At 69.0% G+C, this 13841-nt stretch carries 14 protein-coding genes and 1 riboswitch; of the genes, 2 read left to right on the top strand and 12 right to left on the bottom strand.

All coding sequences use genetic code 11. The annotated features are described in order from the left end of the window. Window positions 1-169: 169 nt before the first annotated feature. The 11 genes from ACWF4Z_RS00210 to ACWF4Z_RS00160 form a co-directional block, all read right to left on the bottom strand. Window positions 170-1474 carry a serine hydrolase domain-containing protein gene (locus tag ACWF4Z_RS00210; protein ID WP_452240692.1) on the bottom strand — a complete coding sequence of 435 codons (1305 nt, stop codon included), beginning with the start codon at window positions 1472-1474 and terminating at the stop codon, window positions 170-172. Window positions 1475-1491: 17 nt separating this feature from the next. Beyond that, window positions 1492-4332 (bottom strand): aminomethyl-transferring glycine dehydrogenase, encoded by a 2841-nt coding sequence (gene gcvP, locus ACWF4Z_RS00205; protein WP_452240691.1) that lies wholly within the window; start codon window positions 4330-4332, stop codon window positions 1492-1494. A gap of 82 nt (window positions 4333-4414) precedes the next feature. Beyond that, a riboswitch (glycine riboswitch) is annotated at window positions 4415-4504 on the bottom strand. 21 nt (window positions 4505-4525) lie between these two features. Next, a complete protein-coding gene (locus ACWF4Z_RS00200) occupies window positions 4526-5149 on the bottom strand; it encodes a MerR family transcriptional regulator (protein WP_452240690.1) in 624 nt (207 codons plus the stop codon). 193 nt (window positions 5150-5342) lie between these two features. Beyond that, on the bottom strand, window positions 5343-5837 hold the full coding sequence (locus ACWF4Z_RS00195) for a bifunctional nuclease family protein (protein ID WP_452240689.1): 495 nt from the start codon (window positions 5835-5837) through the stop codon (window positions 5343-5345). Window positions 5838-5895: 58 nt separating this feature from the next. Beyond that, complete coding sequence (ftsR, locus tag ACWF4Z_RS00190; RefSeq protein ID WP_452240688.1) at window positions 5896-6534, bottom strand: transcriptional regulator FtsR; 639 nt, start codon at window positions 6532-6534, stop codon at window positions 5896-5898. 70 nt (window positions 6535-6604) lie between these two features. Continuing rightward, window positions 6605-7171 carry an FHA domain-containing protein gene (locus tag ACWF4Z_RS00185; protein WP_452240687.1) on the bottom strand — a complete coding sequence of 189 codons (567 nt, stop codon included), beginning with the start codon at window positions 7169-7171 and terminating at the stop codon, window positions 6605-6607. A gap of 125 nt (window positions 7172-7296) precedes the next feature. After that, window positions 7297-7677 (bottom strand): glycine cleavage system protein GcvH, encoded by a 381-nt coding sequence (gene gcvH, locus ACWF4Z_RS00180; protein WP_452240686.1) that lies wholly within the window; start codon window positions 7675-7677, stop codon window positions 7297-7299. A gap of 83 nt (window positions 7678-7760) precedes the next feature. Beyond that, window positions 7761-8624, bottom strand: a complete 864-nt coding sequence (locus ACWF4Z_RS00175) for a DUF881 domain-containing protein (protein ID WP_452240685.1) — start codon at window positions 8622-8624, stop codon at window positions 7761-7763. A gap of 1 nt (window position 8625) precedes the next feature. Continuing rightward, window positions 8626-8958, bottom strand: a complete 333-nt coding sequence (locus ACWF4Z_RS00170) for a small basic family protein (protein ID WP_452240684.1) — start codon at window positions 8956-8958, stop codon at window positions 8626-8628. Beyond that, window positions 8955-9842, bottom strand: a complete 888-nt coding sequence (locus ACWF4Z_RS00165) for a DUF881 domain-containing protein (RefSeq protein WP_452240683.1) — start codon at window positions 9840-9842, stop codon at window positions 8955-8957. The genes ACWF4Z_RS00170 and ACWF4Z_RS00165 overlap by 4 nt, the downstream gene beginning before the upstream one ends. A 4-nt stretch (window positions 9843-9846) precedes the next feature. Then, the gene (locus ACWF4Z_RS00160) at window positions 9847-10443 is read right to left on the bottom strand and encodes a CDP-alcohol phosphatidyltransferase family protein (protein ID WP_452240682.1); all 597 of its coding nucleotides are present in this window, start codon (window positions 10441-10443) and stop codon (window positions 9847-9849) included. 190 nt (window positions 10444-10633) lie between these two features. Between ACWF4Z_RS00160 and ACWF4Z_RS00155 the strand changes: the two genes are divergently transcribed. Then, on the top strand, window positions 10634-11005 hold the full coding sequence (locus ACWF4Z_RS00155; protein ID WP_452240681.1) for a YciI family protein: 372 nt from the start codon (window positions 10634-10636) through the stop codon (window positions 11003-11005). Further along, window positions 11002-12186, top strand: a complete 1185-nt coding sequence (locus ACWF4Z_RS00150; RefSeq protein WP_452240680.1) for an RNA polymerase sigma factor — start codon at window positions 11002-11004, stop codon at window positions 12184-12186. Before ACWF4Z_RS00155 ends, ACWF4Z_RS00150 begins: the two co-directional genes overlap by 4 nt. Here the strand turns inward: ACWF4Z_RS00150 and ACWF4Z_RS00145 are convergent. Next, on the bottom strand, window positions 12183-13781 hold the full coding sequence (locus tag ACWF4Z_RS00145; protein ID WP_452240679.1) for an alkaline phosphatase D family protein: 1599 nt from the start codon (window positions 13779-13781) through the stop codon (window positions 12183-12185). The two genes, ACWF4Z_RS00150 and ACWF4Z_RS00145, sit on opposite strands and share 4 nt — an antisense overlap. Window positions 13782-13841 lie beyond the last annotated feature (60 nt).

Raw genomic sequence — 13841 nt, 5'->3', positions numbered from 1 at the left:
GCGGAATCGAACGGGTTGCGCACAGGCGAGGGCAACGCGGTCAGACGCGCAGAATGCGGCACCAGATCTCCCGGGAAGTTGTCGAGTAAGGCAAGCCTTACTAAGGCAGCCCTAACTTTTATCCCGGCCACTCACCGTGTCAACTCAGCCACCCCCAGAGTGGCGCTCCTCACCTTCCTTCGCCGTACGGCGTGCGGGTCAGTTCGAAGGTGGCGGTGGTGAGGACGACGGTCGAACCGGTGCGGGTGACGTGGAGCTTTTCGCCTGCCAAATAGCCGTCTTTGGCCTGATAGAGGTCGTGCGCCAGGGGGATCAAGCGGGTGGCGAAGCCGCCGCCGAGGGTCAGATCGCCGCCGGACACGGAGATGGTCAGCGGCGTGTTGCCCCAGTACCAATGTCCGAGCAGGTCCGCCCCTTGGGACAGCTCGGGCTCGGGGACCCACTCCGGGGCGATCGGTGGTTCGTACCGCATCAGCACGCGCAGCAGATCCGGGGCCAGCCCGGCCACGCGGCCGAAGGTCCCGTTCCCGAGGGTGACGGCGCCGACCCGACGGACCCGGTCCACGAAGAGACCGGCCATGAAGCCAGGCATCGAGCCGGTGTGACCGACGAGCAGATGCGGGTCGTCGGCGGACAACTGCAGACCCAGGCCGTACGACGAGGTCAGCCCGGCGCGTGGATCCGCGGCGGCCGGCGTCGCCATCTCCTCGACCGTGTCCGGGCTCAGCACCTCGGCCACCGGCTCGATCCAGAACGACGCCAATCTGGCCAGGTCCTCGATCGTGCTCCACAACTGACCGGCCGGCGCCATCGCATCGGAGTCGTATGCCGGCTCCTCCAGCAACTGCCCGCTGAACGGATGGACCGAGTACCCCTGCGCCGCGTGCCCGAACGGGAAGTACGACGTACGCCGCATCTCGAGCGGGTCCAGGACGCGGGACTGCACCAGGTCCAGCCACGATTCACCCCGCAAGCGCGCCGCGATCTCGCCGAGCAGCCCGTACCCGAGGTTCGAGTAGTGATGGCGCTTGTCGGCCGCACCGGCCCGGTGCGACTCGTCCATCGCCGCGACCAGCTCGTCGAACGAGACGCCCGGATTCCGCTCCCACCACGGCCCTTCGGGCTCCGCGTTCATCCCGCCCGAGTGCGCCAGCAACTGTCGCACCGTCAGCCCGCCGAACGCGACCCCGGGCAGATGCTTGCCCACCGCATCATTCAGCGCGAGCAACCCGTCGTCGCGACACTGCATGATCAGGACGGCCGTCATCGTCTTGGTGATCGACCCGATCCGGTACTGCACGTTCGGACCCGGCGCGAGCCCGTCGGCGTTCACGACGCGCCCGCGCGACCCGGTCCACACCAACGCGCCGTCCCGGATCACCCCGGCGGTCAGCGACGGCACCTTGGTCTCGCTCTGGGCCGTCGCGACCCCGGCGTACAGCGCAGCGGCAGTATCGGGACGTACGTCGGTCACACCAACCTCCAGTGGTCCTACTCGAACGCCTCCGGCGCGGGACACGAGCATACGAGGTTGCGGTCGCCGTAGGCGCCGTCGATGCGACGGACCGGCGGCCAGTACTTCGAGGCCCGGTCGACCGACCGCGGGAAGGCGGCCTCCTCGCGGGTGTAGGCGTGCTCCCACTTGTCGTTGATCACGGCCGAGGCGGTGTGCGGGGCGTTCACCAGCGGGTTGTCGCCGGCCGGCCACTCCCCCGCCGCGACCCGGTCGATCTCGTGCTTGATCGCGATCATCGCGTCGCAGAACCGGTCGAGCTCACCGAGATCCTCGGATTCCGTCGGCTCGACCATCAGCGTGCCCGCGACCGGGAACGACATCGTCGGCGCGTGGAAGCCGTAGTCGATCAGCCGCTTCGCGACGTCGTCGACGCTGATCCCGGTCTCCTTGGTCATCGGCCGCAGATCCAGGATGCACTCGTGCGCGACCAGCCCGTTCTCGCCGGTGTAGAGGACCGGGAAGACGCCCTCGAGCCGCTTGGCCACGTAGTTCGCCGTCAGCACCGCGGCCTTCGTCGCATCGGTCAGGCCCTCGGCACCCATCATCCGGATGTAGGCCCACGAGATCGCCAGCACGCCCGCAGACCCGAACGGCGCCGCGCTGATCGGGCCGACCCCGGACTCCGGACCGGCCTGGTCCAGCAGCGGGTGATTCGGCAGGTACGGGGCCAGGTGCGCGGCGACCGCGACCGGGCCCACACCCGGGCCACCACCGCCGTGCGGGATGCAGAACGTCTTGTGCAGGTTCAGATGCGAGACGTCGCCGCCGAACTCACCGGGCTTGGCCAGACCCAGCAACGCGTTCAGGTTCGCGCCGTCGACGTACACCTGGCCGCCGTGGTCGTGGACGATCCGGCAGACCTCGGTCACGCTCTCCTCGTACACGCCGTGCGTGGACGGGTAGGTGATCATGATCGCGGCCAGCTTCGCCGCGTGCTCGGACGCCTTGGCCCGCAGGTCGTCCAGGTCGATCGTGCCGTCGTCGTTGCCCTTGACAACGACCACCTTCATGCCGGCCATCACCGCGGAGGCCGCGTTGGTACCGTGCGCGCTGGCCGGGATCAGGCAGACGTTGCGATTGTCGTTGCCCTGGGCCCGGTGATACCCGCGGATCGCGAGCAGGCCGGCGAGCTCACCCTGCGAGCCCGCGTTCGGCTGGATCGACACCCGCGCGTACCCGGTGACCTCGGCCAGCCAGCGCTCGAGCTGAGCGATCAGCGTCACGTACCCGGCCGCGTCCTCGATCGGCGCCAGCGGGTGCATGTCCGCGAACTCCGGCCAGGTGACCGCTTCCATCTCGGTGGTCGCGTTCAGCTTCATCGTGCAGGATCCGAGCGGGATCATCCCGCGGTCCAGCGCGTAGTCCATGTCGGACAACTTGCGCAGGTACCGCAGCATCGCCGTCTCGGACCGGTGCGTGTTGAAGACCGGGTGGGTCAGGTAGTCCGTCGTCCGCGGCACCGCGATCGCGGGCGCGGCGTGGGAGTCGTCGTACCGGACGCCGAAGGACTGACAAACCCGGGTCAGTACGGCGGCGTCGGTCTTCTCGTCGCAGGAGATGCCGACGTGGTCCGCGTCCACCTGCCGCAGCCAGATGCCGTTCTGCCGGGCCGCGTCGACCACATCCGCGGCCTGACCTGGGACGCGGGCGAGCACGGTGTCGAAGAAGTCGTTGTGCACGACCTCCACGCCGCCCGCACGCAGTGACTCGGCCAGCTTGCCGGCGTAGTTGTGCACCCGCTCGGCGATCGCCTCGAGCCCCTCGGGCCCGTGGTAGACGGCGTACATCGACGCGACCACGGCCAGCAGGACCTGCGCCGTACAGATGTTGGACGTCGCCTTCTCGCGACGGATGTGCTGCTCACGCGTCTGCAACGCCAGCCGGTACGCCGGTGCGCCGTCAGCGTCGACCGAGACACCGACAAGGCGACCGGGCAACGATCGCTCCAAACCGGCCCGAACGGACATGAAGCCCGCGTGCGGACCGCCGTAGAACAGCGGCACGCCGAAGCGCTGCGACGATCCGACCACGATGTCCGCGCCGGCCTCACCCGGAGCCTGCAGCACGGTCAGAGCGAGCAGATCGGAGGCGACCGCGACCAGAGTGTCGCGCCCGTGCGCCGCGGTGATCAGCGGCTTGAGGTCGCGGACCACACCGCCGGAGCCCGGGTACTGCACCAGGAAACCGAAGAAGTCGCCGTCCGGCAGACCGTCGGTGGTGTCAGCGACGACGACCTGGATCCCGAGCGCCTCGGCCCGGGTCTGGACCACGGCGATCGTCTGGGCGAAGCAGTCGGCGTCGACCAGGAAGCGCTCGGACTTGCTCTTCTTGTTCGACCGGTGAGCCAGCGTCATCGCCTCGGCCGCCGCGGTGCCCTCGTCGAGCAGGGACGCGTTCGCGGTCGGGAGACCGGTCAGGTCGGAGACGACGGTCTGGAAGTTCAGCAGCGCCTCGAGGCGGCCCTGGGAGATCTCCGGCTGGTACGGCGTGTAAGCCGTGTACCAGGCCGGGTTCTCGACCAGGCGGCGGACGATCACACTCGGCGTGAACGTGCCGTAGTAGCCCTGGCCGATCATCGAGGTGGCGACCTGGTTGCGGGCGGCGAGCTGGCGAAGCTCGGTCAGCGCGTCGACCTCGGAGGCCGGCTCGGGCAGCCGGAGCGCCTCGGCCGAGCGGATCGACGCCGGGACGGCCGCATCCACGAGCGCGTCGACATCGTCGTACCCGAGGGTCTGGACCATCCGGTCGATCTCGTCCCGGCGCGGACCGATGTGCCGGTCGGCGAAGGTGGCCGAGACCTGGGGTGAGTTGTTCATCAAGAGGCTCCGTATGCAGACAGTGCTTCCGGTCGCCTCCCCCTCTGTTACCCGCGCGGTGACGCGCACGCTTCAGAGTCGCCTATGACACTCGGTCCATGGGCCTGAGAGGTTCCGGGGAGGAATTGCCCCTTCGGCGCCCGGTTCAACGGGTCTCTCCCGAGTGCTGTGTACGGCTAGAGCAAAGGGTACCTCAGCCCGTCATGCGGGCGCGGCGACGGGCGGCGAGCTCGTCGTTCGCGTGCGACTGCGACTCGGCGTCGCCGTCGTGACCATCGGCACGCTCGGTCGGCAGCTCGGAGAGCGAGCCCTCGACCTCACGCCAGACACCACCGAGTGCGATCCCGAACACACCCTGGCCACCGGCCAGCAGGTCGATGACCTCGTCCGGCGAGGTGCACATGTACACCGAGGCGCCGTCGCTCATCAGCGTGATCTGGGTCAGGTCGTCGATCCCCCGCTTGCTCAGGTGGGCGATCGCGGTCCGGATCTGCTGCAGCGAGATCCCGGCGTCGAGCAGCCGCTTGATCACCTTCAGCAACAGGACGTCACGGAACCCGTACAGCCGCTGCGTGCCGGAGCCGGTCGCGGGCCGGACGGACGGCGAGACCAGGCCGGTGCGGGCCCAGTAGTCGAGCTGACGGTAGGTGATCCCGGCCGCGGCGCACGCCGTCGGGCCGCGGAACCCGACGTCCTCCGGCATCGGCCGCAGGTCGTCGTCGAAGAGCAGACCCTGCACGCCGGCGGCGGCGGCCGCCTCGGCGCGTGCTTCGGACGTCGACTGCGCCGTCAGATCCGTGTCCCCGGTGCGTGTCACGCCTGAGCCTCCCTGGATACCGACTGGAACGGTTCACATCCGTGGAGTAACAGCACCCCACGACTCCTTCAAGGTAAGCCGCCGACCAAACAGGGTCAACGACAACCGCGTCGAGCCGGGAGCGTGTCGCGGCCGTCGTACGAATCGTTACCTATCTGGTCTTGTCCTCAGCCGGTGACCGGAGCGGACCGGTTCAGCTCTTGTCGAAGTCCTCCGGGGTCACCTGGTCGAGGAACTCGCGGAAGCGTTCGACCTCCTCTTCCTCCTCCACCTCGTCCGCGCCGTCGGTCTCACTGTCCGGGACGGGGATCCCCGCCTCGGCCAGGATCTCCTCGGCGCAGAACACCGGTGTCCCGGTCCGCAGCGCGAGCGCGATCGAGTCCGACGGCCGGGCGGACAGCTCGGTCTTGTCGTCGAAGACCAGGATCGCCTCGAAGACACCGTCGGTCAGGTTCACGATCCGGACCTGGCTCAGCGTGTGCCCGAGCACCCGGATCGTCTCGGCGAACAGGTCGTGCGTCAGCGGCCGCGGCGGCTCCATGCCCTGCTGGGCGAAGGCGATCGCACTGGCTTCGGCCGCGCCGATCCAGATCGGCAGATACCGCTCCCCGCCGACCTCCTTCAGCAGCACGATCGGCTGACTCGAGGGCATCTCCACCCGGACTCCGACCACGTCGACTTCGCGCACACGTTCAGCCTACTCCGCGGGCCAGGCCCGGGCAGGCCCACGGTGTCCCTCATGGGCACTAGCGCGGCAGCCGCGACCGGACGAGTGCCGAGTGCAACCGGACCGCGAGCGCGGCCAGCTCCTCGGTCTGTTCGGTCCGGCGCGGGCCGGTGACCTGCTCGATCAGGCCGGCCTCCCGGTCGGCCGCCGTACGGAACGGCCGCAGATGCCGGGGCTCGATCCCGTACGCCGCGAACTCCGCCGCCACCCGCGCGATCACGATCGCGTCGCCGTCGTAATGGTTGCCGTGGGCCACGACCAGGCCATGGCTCTCCAACTGGCCCAGCAGGTCAGCCGAAATCGCCGCGGCCGTGAGCAGCTCGTCCCGGGTCAGCCTGAGCTCGATGCCCGCGGCACCGAAATCCTCCGCGACCGGCAGACCCGGGGTCTGCGGCAACGAACTCGGCGCGACCGGAGCACCACCGGCCGCCGGGCGCAGGCCGCGGTCGAAGGCACCGAGATGTTCCTTGATCACCCGCAGCGGCAGGTACTGGTCACGTTGCGCGGTCAGCACGTACCGCAGCCGCTCGATATCGGTCGCGCTGAACTTCCGGTACCCCGACGCGGTCCGCGCCGGGGTCACCAGCCCCTCGGCCTCGAGGAACCGGATCTTGGAGATCGTGACGTCGGTGAACTCGGCCTGCAGCCGCTGCAGCACCGCTCCGATGCCCAGAAATCCGGCAAGACCTCCCGTGGGGCCATCGGCACCGGGCTCGGCAGGCGAGGGATCAGGCCTGGCCACTGGCGTAGTACACCAGCCGGTACTTGCCGATCTGGACCTCGTCCCCGTTGGTCAGCTGGACCTCGTCGATCCGGTCGCGGTTCACGTAGGTGCCGTTCAGGCTGCCCACGTCGCGGACCTTCACGCCGTACGGGTCCCGGCGGAACTCCGCGTGCCGGCGCGACACGGTCACGTCGTCGAGGAAGATGTCGCTGTCCGGGTGCCGGCCGGCCGTCACCACGTCGACGTCGAGCAGGAACCGGCTGCCCGCGTTCGGACCACGCTGGACGATCAGCAGCGCGGACCCGGCCGGCAGTGCACCGACCGCGGCCTCGTCGTCGGCCGACAGCGGCTCACCGGTGCGCTCGGGCTCCGGCTCGGCGCCGATCGGGGTCAGCATCGCGGTGTCGGTGACACCGGGAGTCGGCGGCGTGACACCGGTAGCCGGCGGCACGACACCAGCACCTGCCGGGGCTGCCGCCGGTCGGTCCGCGCCAGGGAGCATCGCTCCGCACTGCGAGCAGAACCGGCTGCCCTCGGAGTTCTCGTGCCCGCACTGGTTGCAGAACGGCATGCTGTGATCCTCCCGATCGCCGGCGGTCCGGCGACGTTCTCGATAGACCCCGTATGAACAAGTGTGGACGCAGAATCAAGGACCTCAACTCTCTAGTAGCAGTTGAGGTCCGGTAAACCTATCAGTCAGCTTTGGTCGAGCTGGCCCTGGTAGGTGTCGGCGTCCATGAGTGCCTCGACCTCGGCCGCGTCCTCGACCTCGATGTCGAGCAGCCAGCCCTCGCCGTACGGGTCGCTGTTGATCAGGTCGGGCTGGTCCGCGAGGGCTTCGTTGACGGCCCGGACCGTGCCGTTGACCGGCGCGAACAGGTCGCTGACGCTCTTGGTCGACTCCAGCTCGCCACAGGCGTCACCGGCCCGCACCGCGCTGCCGACCTCGGGCAGCTGGACGTAGACGATGTCACCCAGCGCGTCCTGCGCGAAGTCGGTGATCCCGACCCGCACCGGTCCCTCGCCGGACTTCACCCACTCGTGCTCGGTCGTGTACTTCAAGTCTTCGGGGTACACCTTGGCTCCTCTTTCTGGAGAGTCTCGGATTTCTGGAAAGTCTCGGATTTCTGGAAAGTCTCGGATTTCTGGAAAGTCTCGGATTACTTGGTCGGGCTGGGTGCCGGGCGAGCGTAACGATGCTCCTCCGGCGCGTGCGTGGCGGTGATCTGGACCAGCTCCAGCTCCTGTACCTCGGCCGTCCCACCCACCTGCGGACCGGTCACTTCGCTGACCAGACCGCCGGGGAAGTTGGCCGCCTCGGCGAGGTTGTGCGACTCGCCGATCGCCTCGACAATGTACGGCGACGTCACCTTCTTGCCGTCGATCCGGATCCCCGGCGCGTCGTCGGTGAAGTCCGTGCTCGCGACCACCCGGGCCGTGCCGTTGATCTGGATCGCCTCGGCGCCGGCGTCGCGCAACTCCTCGATCGCGTCCAGCAGGTTGCTCGCGGTCATCTTGGCCTGCGGATCGTTCAGCGTGATCCGGACGCCGGGGCCCTGTGCGGGCGTGGTGCCGGCCAGGATGCCGAGCACCCGGATCTGCGCCTCGGCCTGCTGGCGGGCGGTCTGGGCCTTGTCCGCGCTGGACGACAGCAAGCTCTTCCGCTCCTCGAGTTCGGTGATCTCGCCCTCCAGGCGCCGGGTGTTCTGACCGAGGCCGTCGAGGATCGCGATCAGGTCCTCGCGACGGGCGTTCTGGTAACCGTCGTCGGCCCGGTTCACCCGGACCTGGACCACGGCCATGCAGGCGACCAGCGCGAGGACGACGGCGACGATCGCCTGGCCGCGGGACGGCTTGAAGCCGGACCGCAACCGGCGCAACGCCAGGTTGGGCCGCCGGGACTTGGCCTTGGGCATCGGCGTCGGCGTGGCCGGCTGTGCTGATTCGACCGGCTGTGGTGATTCGGCCGGTGGTGGTGACTCGGCCGGCTGATCCGGTGGCGGGCTGGTCTTGTCGTCGCTCATGTCAGGCCCGGAAGATGTGGCGGCGGATGGCGGCCATGTTCGTGAAGATCCGGATGCCGAGGACGACGACCACGCCGGTGGACAGCTGTGATCCGACCCCCAGTTGATCGCCGAGGTAGACGATCAGCGCCGCGATCAGGACGTTCGACACGAACGAGACAACGAACACCTTGTCGTCGAAGATCCCGTCCAGGAACGCCCGGAGCGCACCGAAGACCGCGTCCAGCGCGGCGACGACGGCGATCGGCAGGTACGGCTGGGCCCACTCCGGCACGTCGGGCGCGATCCACAGGCCGACGACGACCCCGATCACCAGTCCGAGTACGGCGATCACTTCGAGGTACCCACCTTCGCGTATCGCAGCGCGATGGTGGCATCGGCCGGCACCAGCAAGGAATCCTCCGTCGTGATCGTCATCCGGACACCGTAGTTACTGACCAGGTACTGCACCCACTGACCGCCCTGGCTCTGCGCGAACCGGGCCGGCATGGTCGCGGTGTCCCCGATCGCCAGCACGGTGTACGGCGGAGTCAGCGAACTGTAGTCGACCGTGATCGCACTGCCCGCGCCGCGGATCGCGGTCAGTGCGGTGAGCCGATGCCCGTTCACCGAGATCGCTTCGGCGCCCGCGATCCACAGACCGTTGACCAGCAGCTGCAGATCGACATCGAGGAGCCGGCCTTCCTTGGAGTCGGCGTCCTTCGAGTCGTCCAGGACCGCCTTGACGCCCGGACCATTGACCGCGACCGCGCCGGCCTGCAGCTCGAGGTCGTCGAGCTTCTGCTGCAGGGCCGCACCCGAGCTGGTGTTACTCAGTCCGCCCGCCTGCAACCGCCGTACCTCGTCGGAGAGCTGGGTCTGCTGGGTGCGCAACCCGTTCAGCCGGGTGTCGGCCTGGTTGATCCGGGTGATCAGCTCGTCGCGCTGTTTCTCCGCCTCGGGTGCGCTGCGGTAGTTCTGCGCGGCGGCGATCGCGAGCAGGAACCCGAGCACGATCGTGGCCACCACCAGCATGATCCGGTGCCGGGACCGGACCGACTTGCCGTCCTGTTTCGGGCGGGTCCGGGCCGCGACGGCGTACCCCTCGTCGAGCGGGTGGGCCATCAGATTGTTCAGCAGCGACATGGACGCGTCGACGCGCCGCGGGGGTGTCGCCTGCTTGTCGGCGTGCTTGTCTGCGTGCTTGTCGGCGTTCTTATCGGGGGCTTGCTGAGTCACAGATCTACCCGGCCGTGTCCTTGAGTGGCTTCACGGTCTGGATGAGGTGGCGCAGTTGGACGAAGTACAGAGCGCCGGCCCAGTAGTACAGCCCGGTCCCCCAGATCGCGAAGGCCCAGCCGAAGACGCGAGCCAGCAGGTTGAGGGTGGTGTCGCCGTCACCGAGCAGGAGCAGCGGGAACGCATACAGCAGGCAGAACGTCGCGGACTTGCCGAGGAAGTGCACCGGCAACGCGTTGAACCCGCGGCGGTGCAACGCGGGCAGAGTGAACGTGAGCAACAGGTCGCGCAGCGGCAGCGCGATCGCCAGCCACCACGGGATGATGTCGCGCAAGGCCAGGCCGACGACGGTCGCGAAGATGTACAGCCGGTCGGCGACCGGGTCGAGCATCTGCCCGAGCCGGCTGGTCTGATTCATCCGGCGGGCGATCTGGCCGTCGGCCCAGTCGGTGAACCCGGAGATCGCCAGCACCAGCAACGCCCAGCCGTCCTCCTGCGGCCCGAGGACGAGCCACAGGAACAGCGGCACCCCCAGCAACCGCAGGAAGCTGAGCGCGTTCGGGATCGTCAGCACCCGGTCGGACACTTCGAGCTCCGGCACGCGACCCCTCCCCCTCTCTCTCCCCTGATACCGGTCGTAACTGTACTTGGGCACGTCGACACGTTTACGCCCGGCCATCCCGGGGCAGGGCCTGCCCCCTGTTACCTGAACGCGTTCACGCCGTTCCCGCTATGGGCGCTACGAACTGGTGACCCGATCGATACGCAAGGGTGACGCTTACGCTGAGGCCATGAGGTTCCTGGTGCTGATCTACGGCAACCCCGAGTCCAGGGCGGTCTGGGACTCGCTCAGCGACGAGCAGAAGCGGGAGGGGATGACCGGATACACCGCTCTGAACGAGGCGCTCACCGCCAGCGGCGAGCTGGTGGTGTCGGAGTCCCTGGGAGATTCGCGGGCGACCAAGCAGGTGCTGGTGCGGGACAACCAGGTGCTGACGACCGATGGTCCGTTCGCCGAGGTGAAGGAGCAGCTGGCCGGCTTCTACCTGCTGGACTGCGAGACGATGGACCGCGCGGTGGAGATCGTTGCCGAGATCCCCGAGGCGCCGTTCAGCATCGTCGAGATCCGGCCGGTGCGCGACCTGACGTCCCTGAGGGGATGATGATCGAGGAGCTGCTGCGTGCGCAGGCTCCGCGGGTGCTGAGTGCACTCGTGCGCCGGTACGGCGATTTCGACGCTTGCGAGGATGCGGTCCAGGAGGCGTTGCTGGCCGCGTCGCAGCGGTGGCCGGGCGACGGCGTACCGGAGAATCCGCGCGGCTGGCTGATCACGGTCGCGTCGCGGCGGCGGATCGAGGTGCTACGGAGCGAGGCGGCGCGGCAGCGGCGGGAGCAGTCGCTGGCTGTTGGTCCGGATCCGGAGCCCGCGTCGTCGATCGACGACTCGTTGACGCTGCTGATGCTGTGCTGCCATCCGTCACTCACACCGCAGTCGCAGGTCGCGCTGACGCTGCGTGCCGTCGGCGGGCTGACCACGGCCGAGATCGCCCGGGCATTTCTGGTGCCGGAGGCAACGATCGGGCAGCGGGTCAGCCGGGCGAAGGCGAAGCTGCGGGGTGCGCGGTTCGCGTTGCCGCCGGCGTCGGAGCAGCCCGAGCGGCTGGCCGCCGTACTGCATGTGCTGTATCTGATCTTCAACGAGGGCTACACGGCATCGTCCGGTGCGTCGCTGCACCGGGTCGAGCTGAGCACCGAGGCGATCCGGTTGACCCGGCAACTGCGCGAGCTGCTGCCGGCCGAGGGCGAGGTGGCCGGGTTGCTGGCGTTGATGCTGCTGACAGATGCGCGGCGACCCGCACGTACGACGGCCGACGGGGCGCTGGTGCCGCTACCGGAGCAGGACCGGGCGCGGTGGGATGCCGCTTCGATTGCCGAGGGCACCGAGTTGATCGACTCGACGTTGCAGTCGGCACCGGTCGGCCCTTACCAGCTGCAGGCCGCGATCGCCGCCGTCCACGATGCGGCGCCGAGTGCCGCGGAGACCGACTGGCGCGAGATCCTGATGCTGTACGAACTCCTGGAGTCGACCGCGCCCGGACCGATGGTGACGCTCAACCGGATCGTCGCGGTCGCGATGGTGCACGGGCCTGCGGCCGGGTTGGCGTTGCTCGACGACGTGGATCCGGCGCTCACGGACCATCACCGGCTGGCCGCCGTACGGGCTCATCTGTTGGAGCTGTCCGGGGCGCGCGAGGCTGCTCGGGAGGCCTATCAGCTCGCTGCGCGGCTGACGCAGAGCCTTCCCGAGCAGCGCTACCTACAGACACGCGCGGACGCCGTCTAGGCGGGGACGACTCCGGGCTTGCCGGCTTCGACCGCCCAGCGGGCTGTGGTGGACGACGGCGCATCGGGTACGGCGACCGACGACACCGAGCGCTCCTCCGTCAGCCAGCGCGTCCGGTCGACGTCCATGCGCAGCCAGCCGTGGGTACGGCCGTTGAAGTAACGCACCCACGGGTTGAAGGCAGCGTTGGACTGCTCGGCGATCGGTACGAACGAGGCCGGGAAGTCCGACGTGATCGACGTCGAGACGAACTCGCTGGCGACCACCGGCGAGGCCGGGTCCTCGACCGTGAGGCGCAGGTCGTTGATCCAGGTCGAGTGGATGTCGCCGGCGATCACCACCGGGTTCGTGGCCTCGCTCGCTGCGATCGCGGCCAGCAGCCGACGGCGCTGCGGCGTGTATCCGTCCCACTGGTCCAGGTTGACGATCGAACCCGGCGGCGGGGCGACGAAGCGGGTCGGCGCCATCATCACCTGCTGTCCGAGCACGTTCCACTGGCTGTGCGACGAACGCAGGCCGTCGAGCAGCCACTTCTCCTGCACCGGACCGGTCAGCGTGCCCGTCACGTTCGTGTCACCGAGCGCCTGGGCGCCGAAGTCGGACGGCAGTCCGCCGGCCGGCACCCCGCCGCCGGGCTGGTCGGTGCGGTACTGCCGGGTGTCGAGCACGTTCAGCCGCAACAGCGTGCCGAAGTCGAAGCGGCGGTAGATCCGCAGATCGGACCATCCGGTCCGATTCGTCGCCCGCACCGCGGTGTGCTCGTACCAGGCCTGGTACGCCGCGGCTCGCTGGACCTTGAACTGCTCAGGTGTCTGGTGCCACGGCGCAGGGTCCTGCTCGTCGATCAGACCGGCGTAGTTGTTCTCGGTCTCGTGGTCGTCCCACGTCGAGATGAACGGGAACGCGGCGTGGGCCGCCTGCAGGGCCGGGTCGGACTTGTACAGCGCGTGCCGGTTGCGGTAGTCGGCGAGCGTGATCAGCTGGTCGGCACCCTCGGCGGTCCCGGACGACGGGTTGTGCGGCCGGATCGCGTCTGCCTTCGGGTCGTACTCGTAGATGTAGTCACCGACGTGCAGGACCAGGTCGAGGTCGGACTCGGCGATGTCCCGGTAGGCACCGAAGTACCCGTTCTGCCAGTCCTGGCAGTTGGCCACGGCGAACCGCAGCCGTGCGGCGGCACTGCCCGGGGCAGGCGCCGTCCGCGTGCGTCCGACGGGGCTGAGGTATTTGCCGGCGCGGAACCGGTAGAAGTAGTCGTGGCCCGGCCTCAGCCCGGCGGCGTCCACATGGACGGAGTGGGCCAGGCTCGGGCGAGCCGTGGCCGTACCGGCCCGGACCACGTGCCGGAACTTCTCGTCCGTGGCGATCTGCCAGCCGACCGGTACGGCGCGATCGCCGAGGCCGCCATCACGCAGCAGGCGGGTCCACAGGATGACTCGGTCCGCCAGCGGGTCGCCGCTGGCCACCCCGAGGCTGAACGGATCACTGCGGATCGGATTCGCGTGCGCCTGCCGTACGTCGACGACACCGCTGGCCGCGACCGCGACGCCCGCGGCCCCCAGCACTGTGCGCCGCCGTATCACCTGTTCGCTCATCTCTACCCCTCCTGCGATGGCGGACAACTGTCCGAGCACGAACCTTGCCGCACACGAGGG

This window comes from Kribbella sp. NPDC055071 (genome assembly GCF_053608045.1).
The sequence above is the reverse complement of the archived record's forward strand: the minus strand, read 5'-3'. Positions and strand labels throughout refer to the sequence as shown.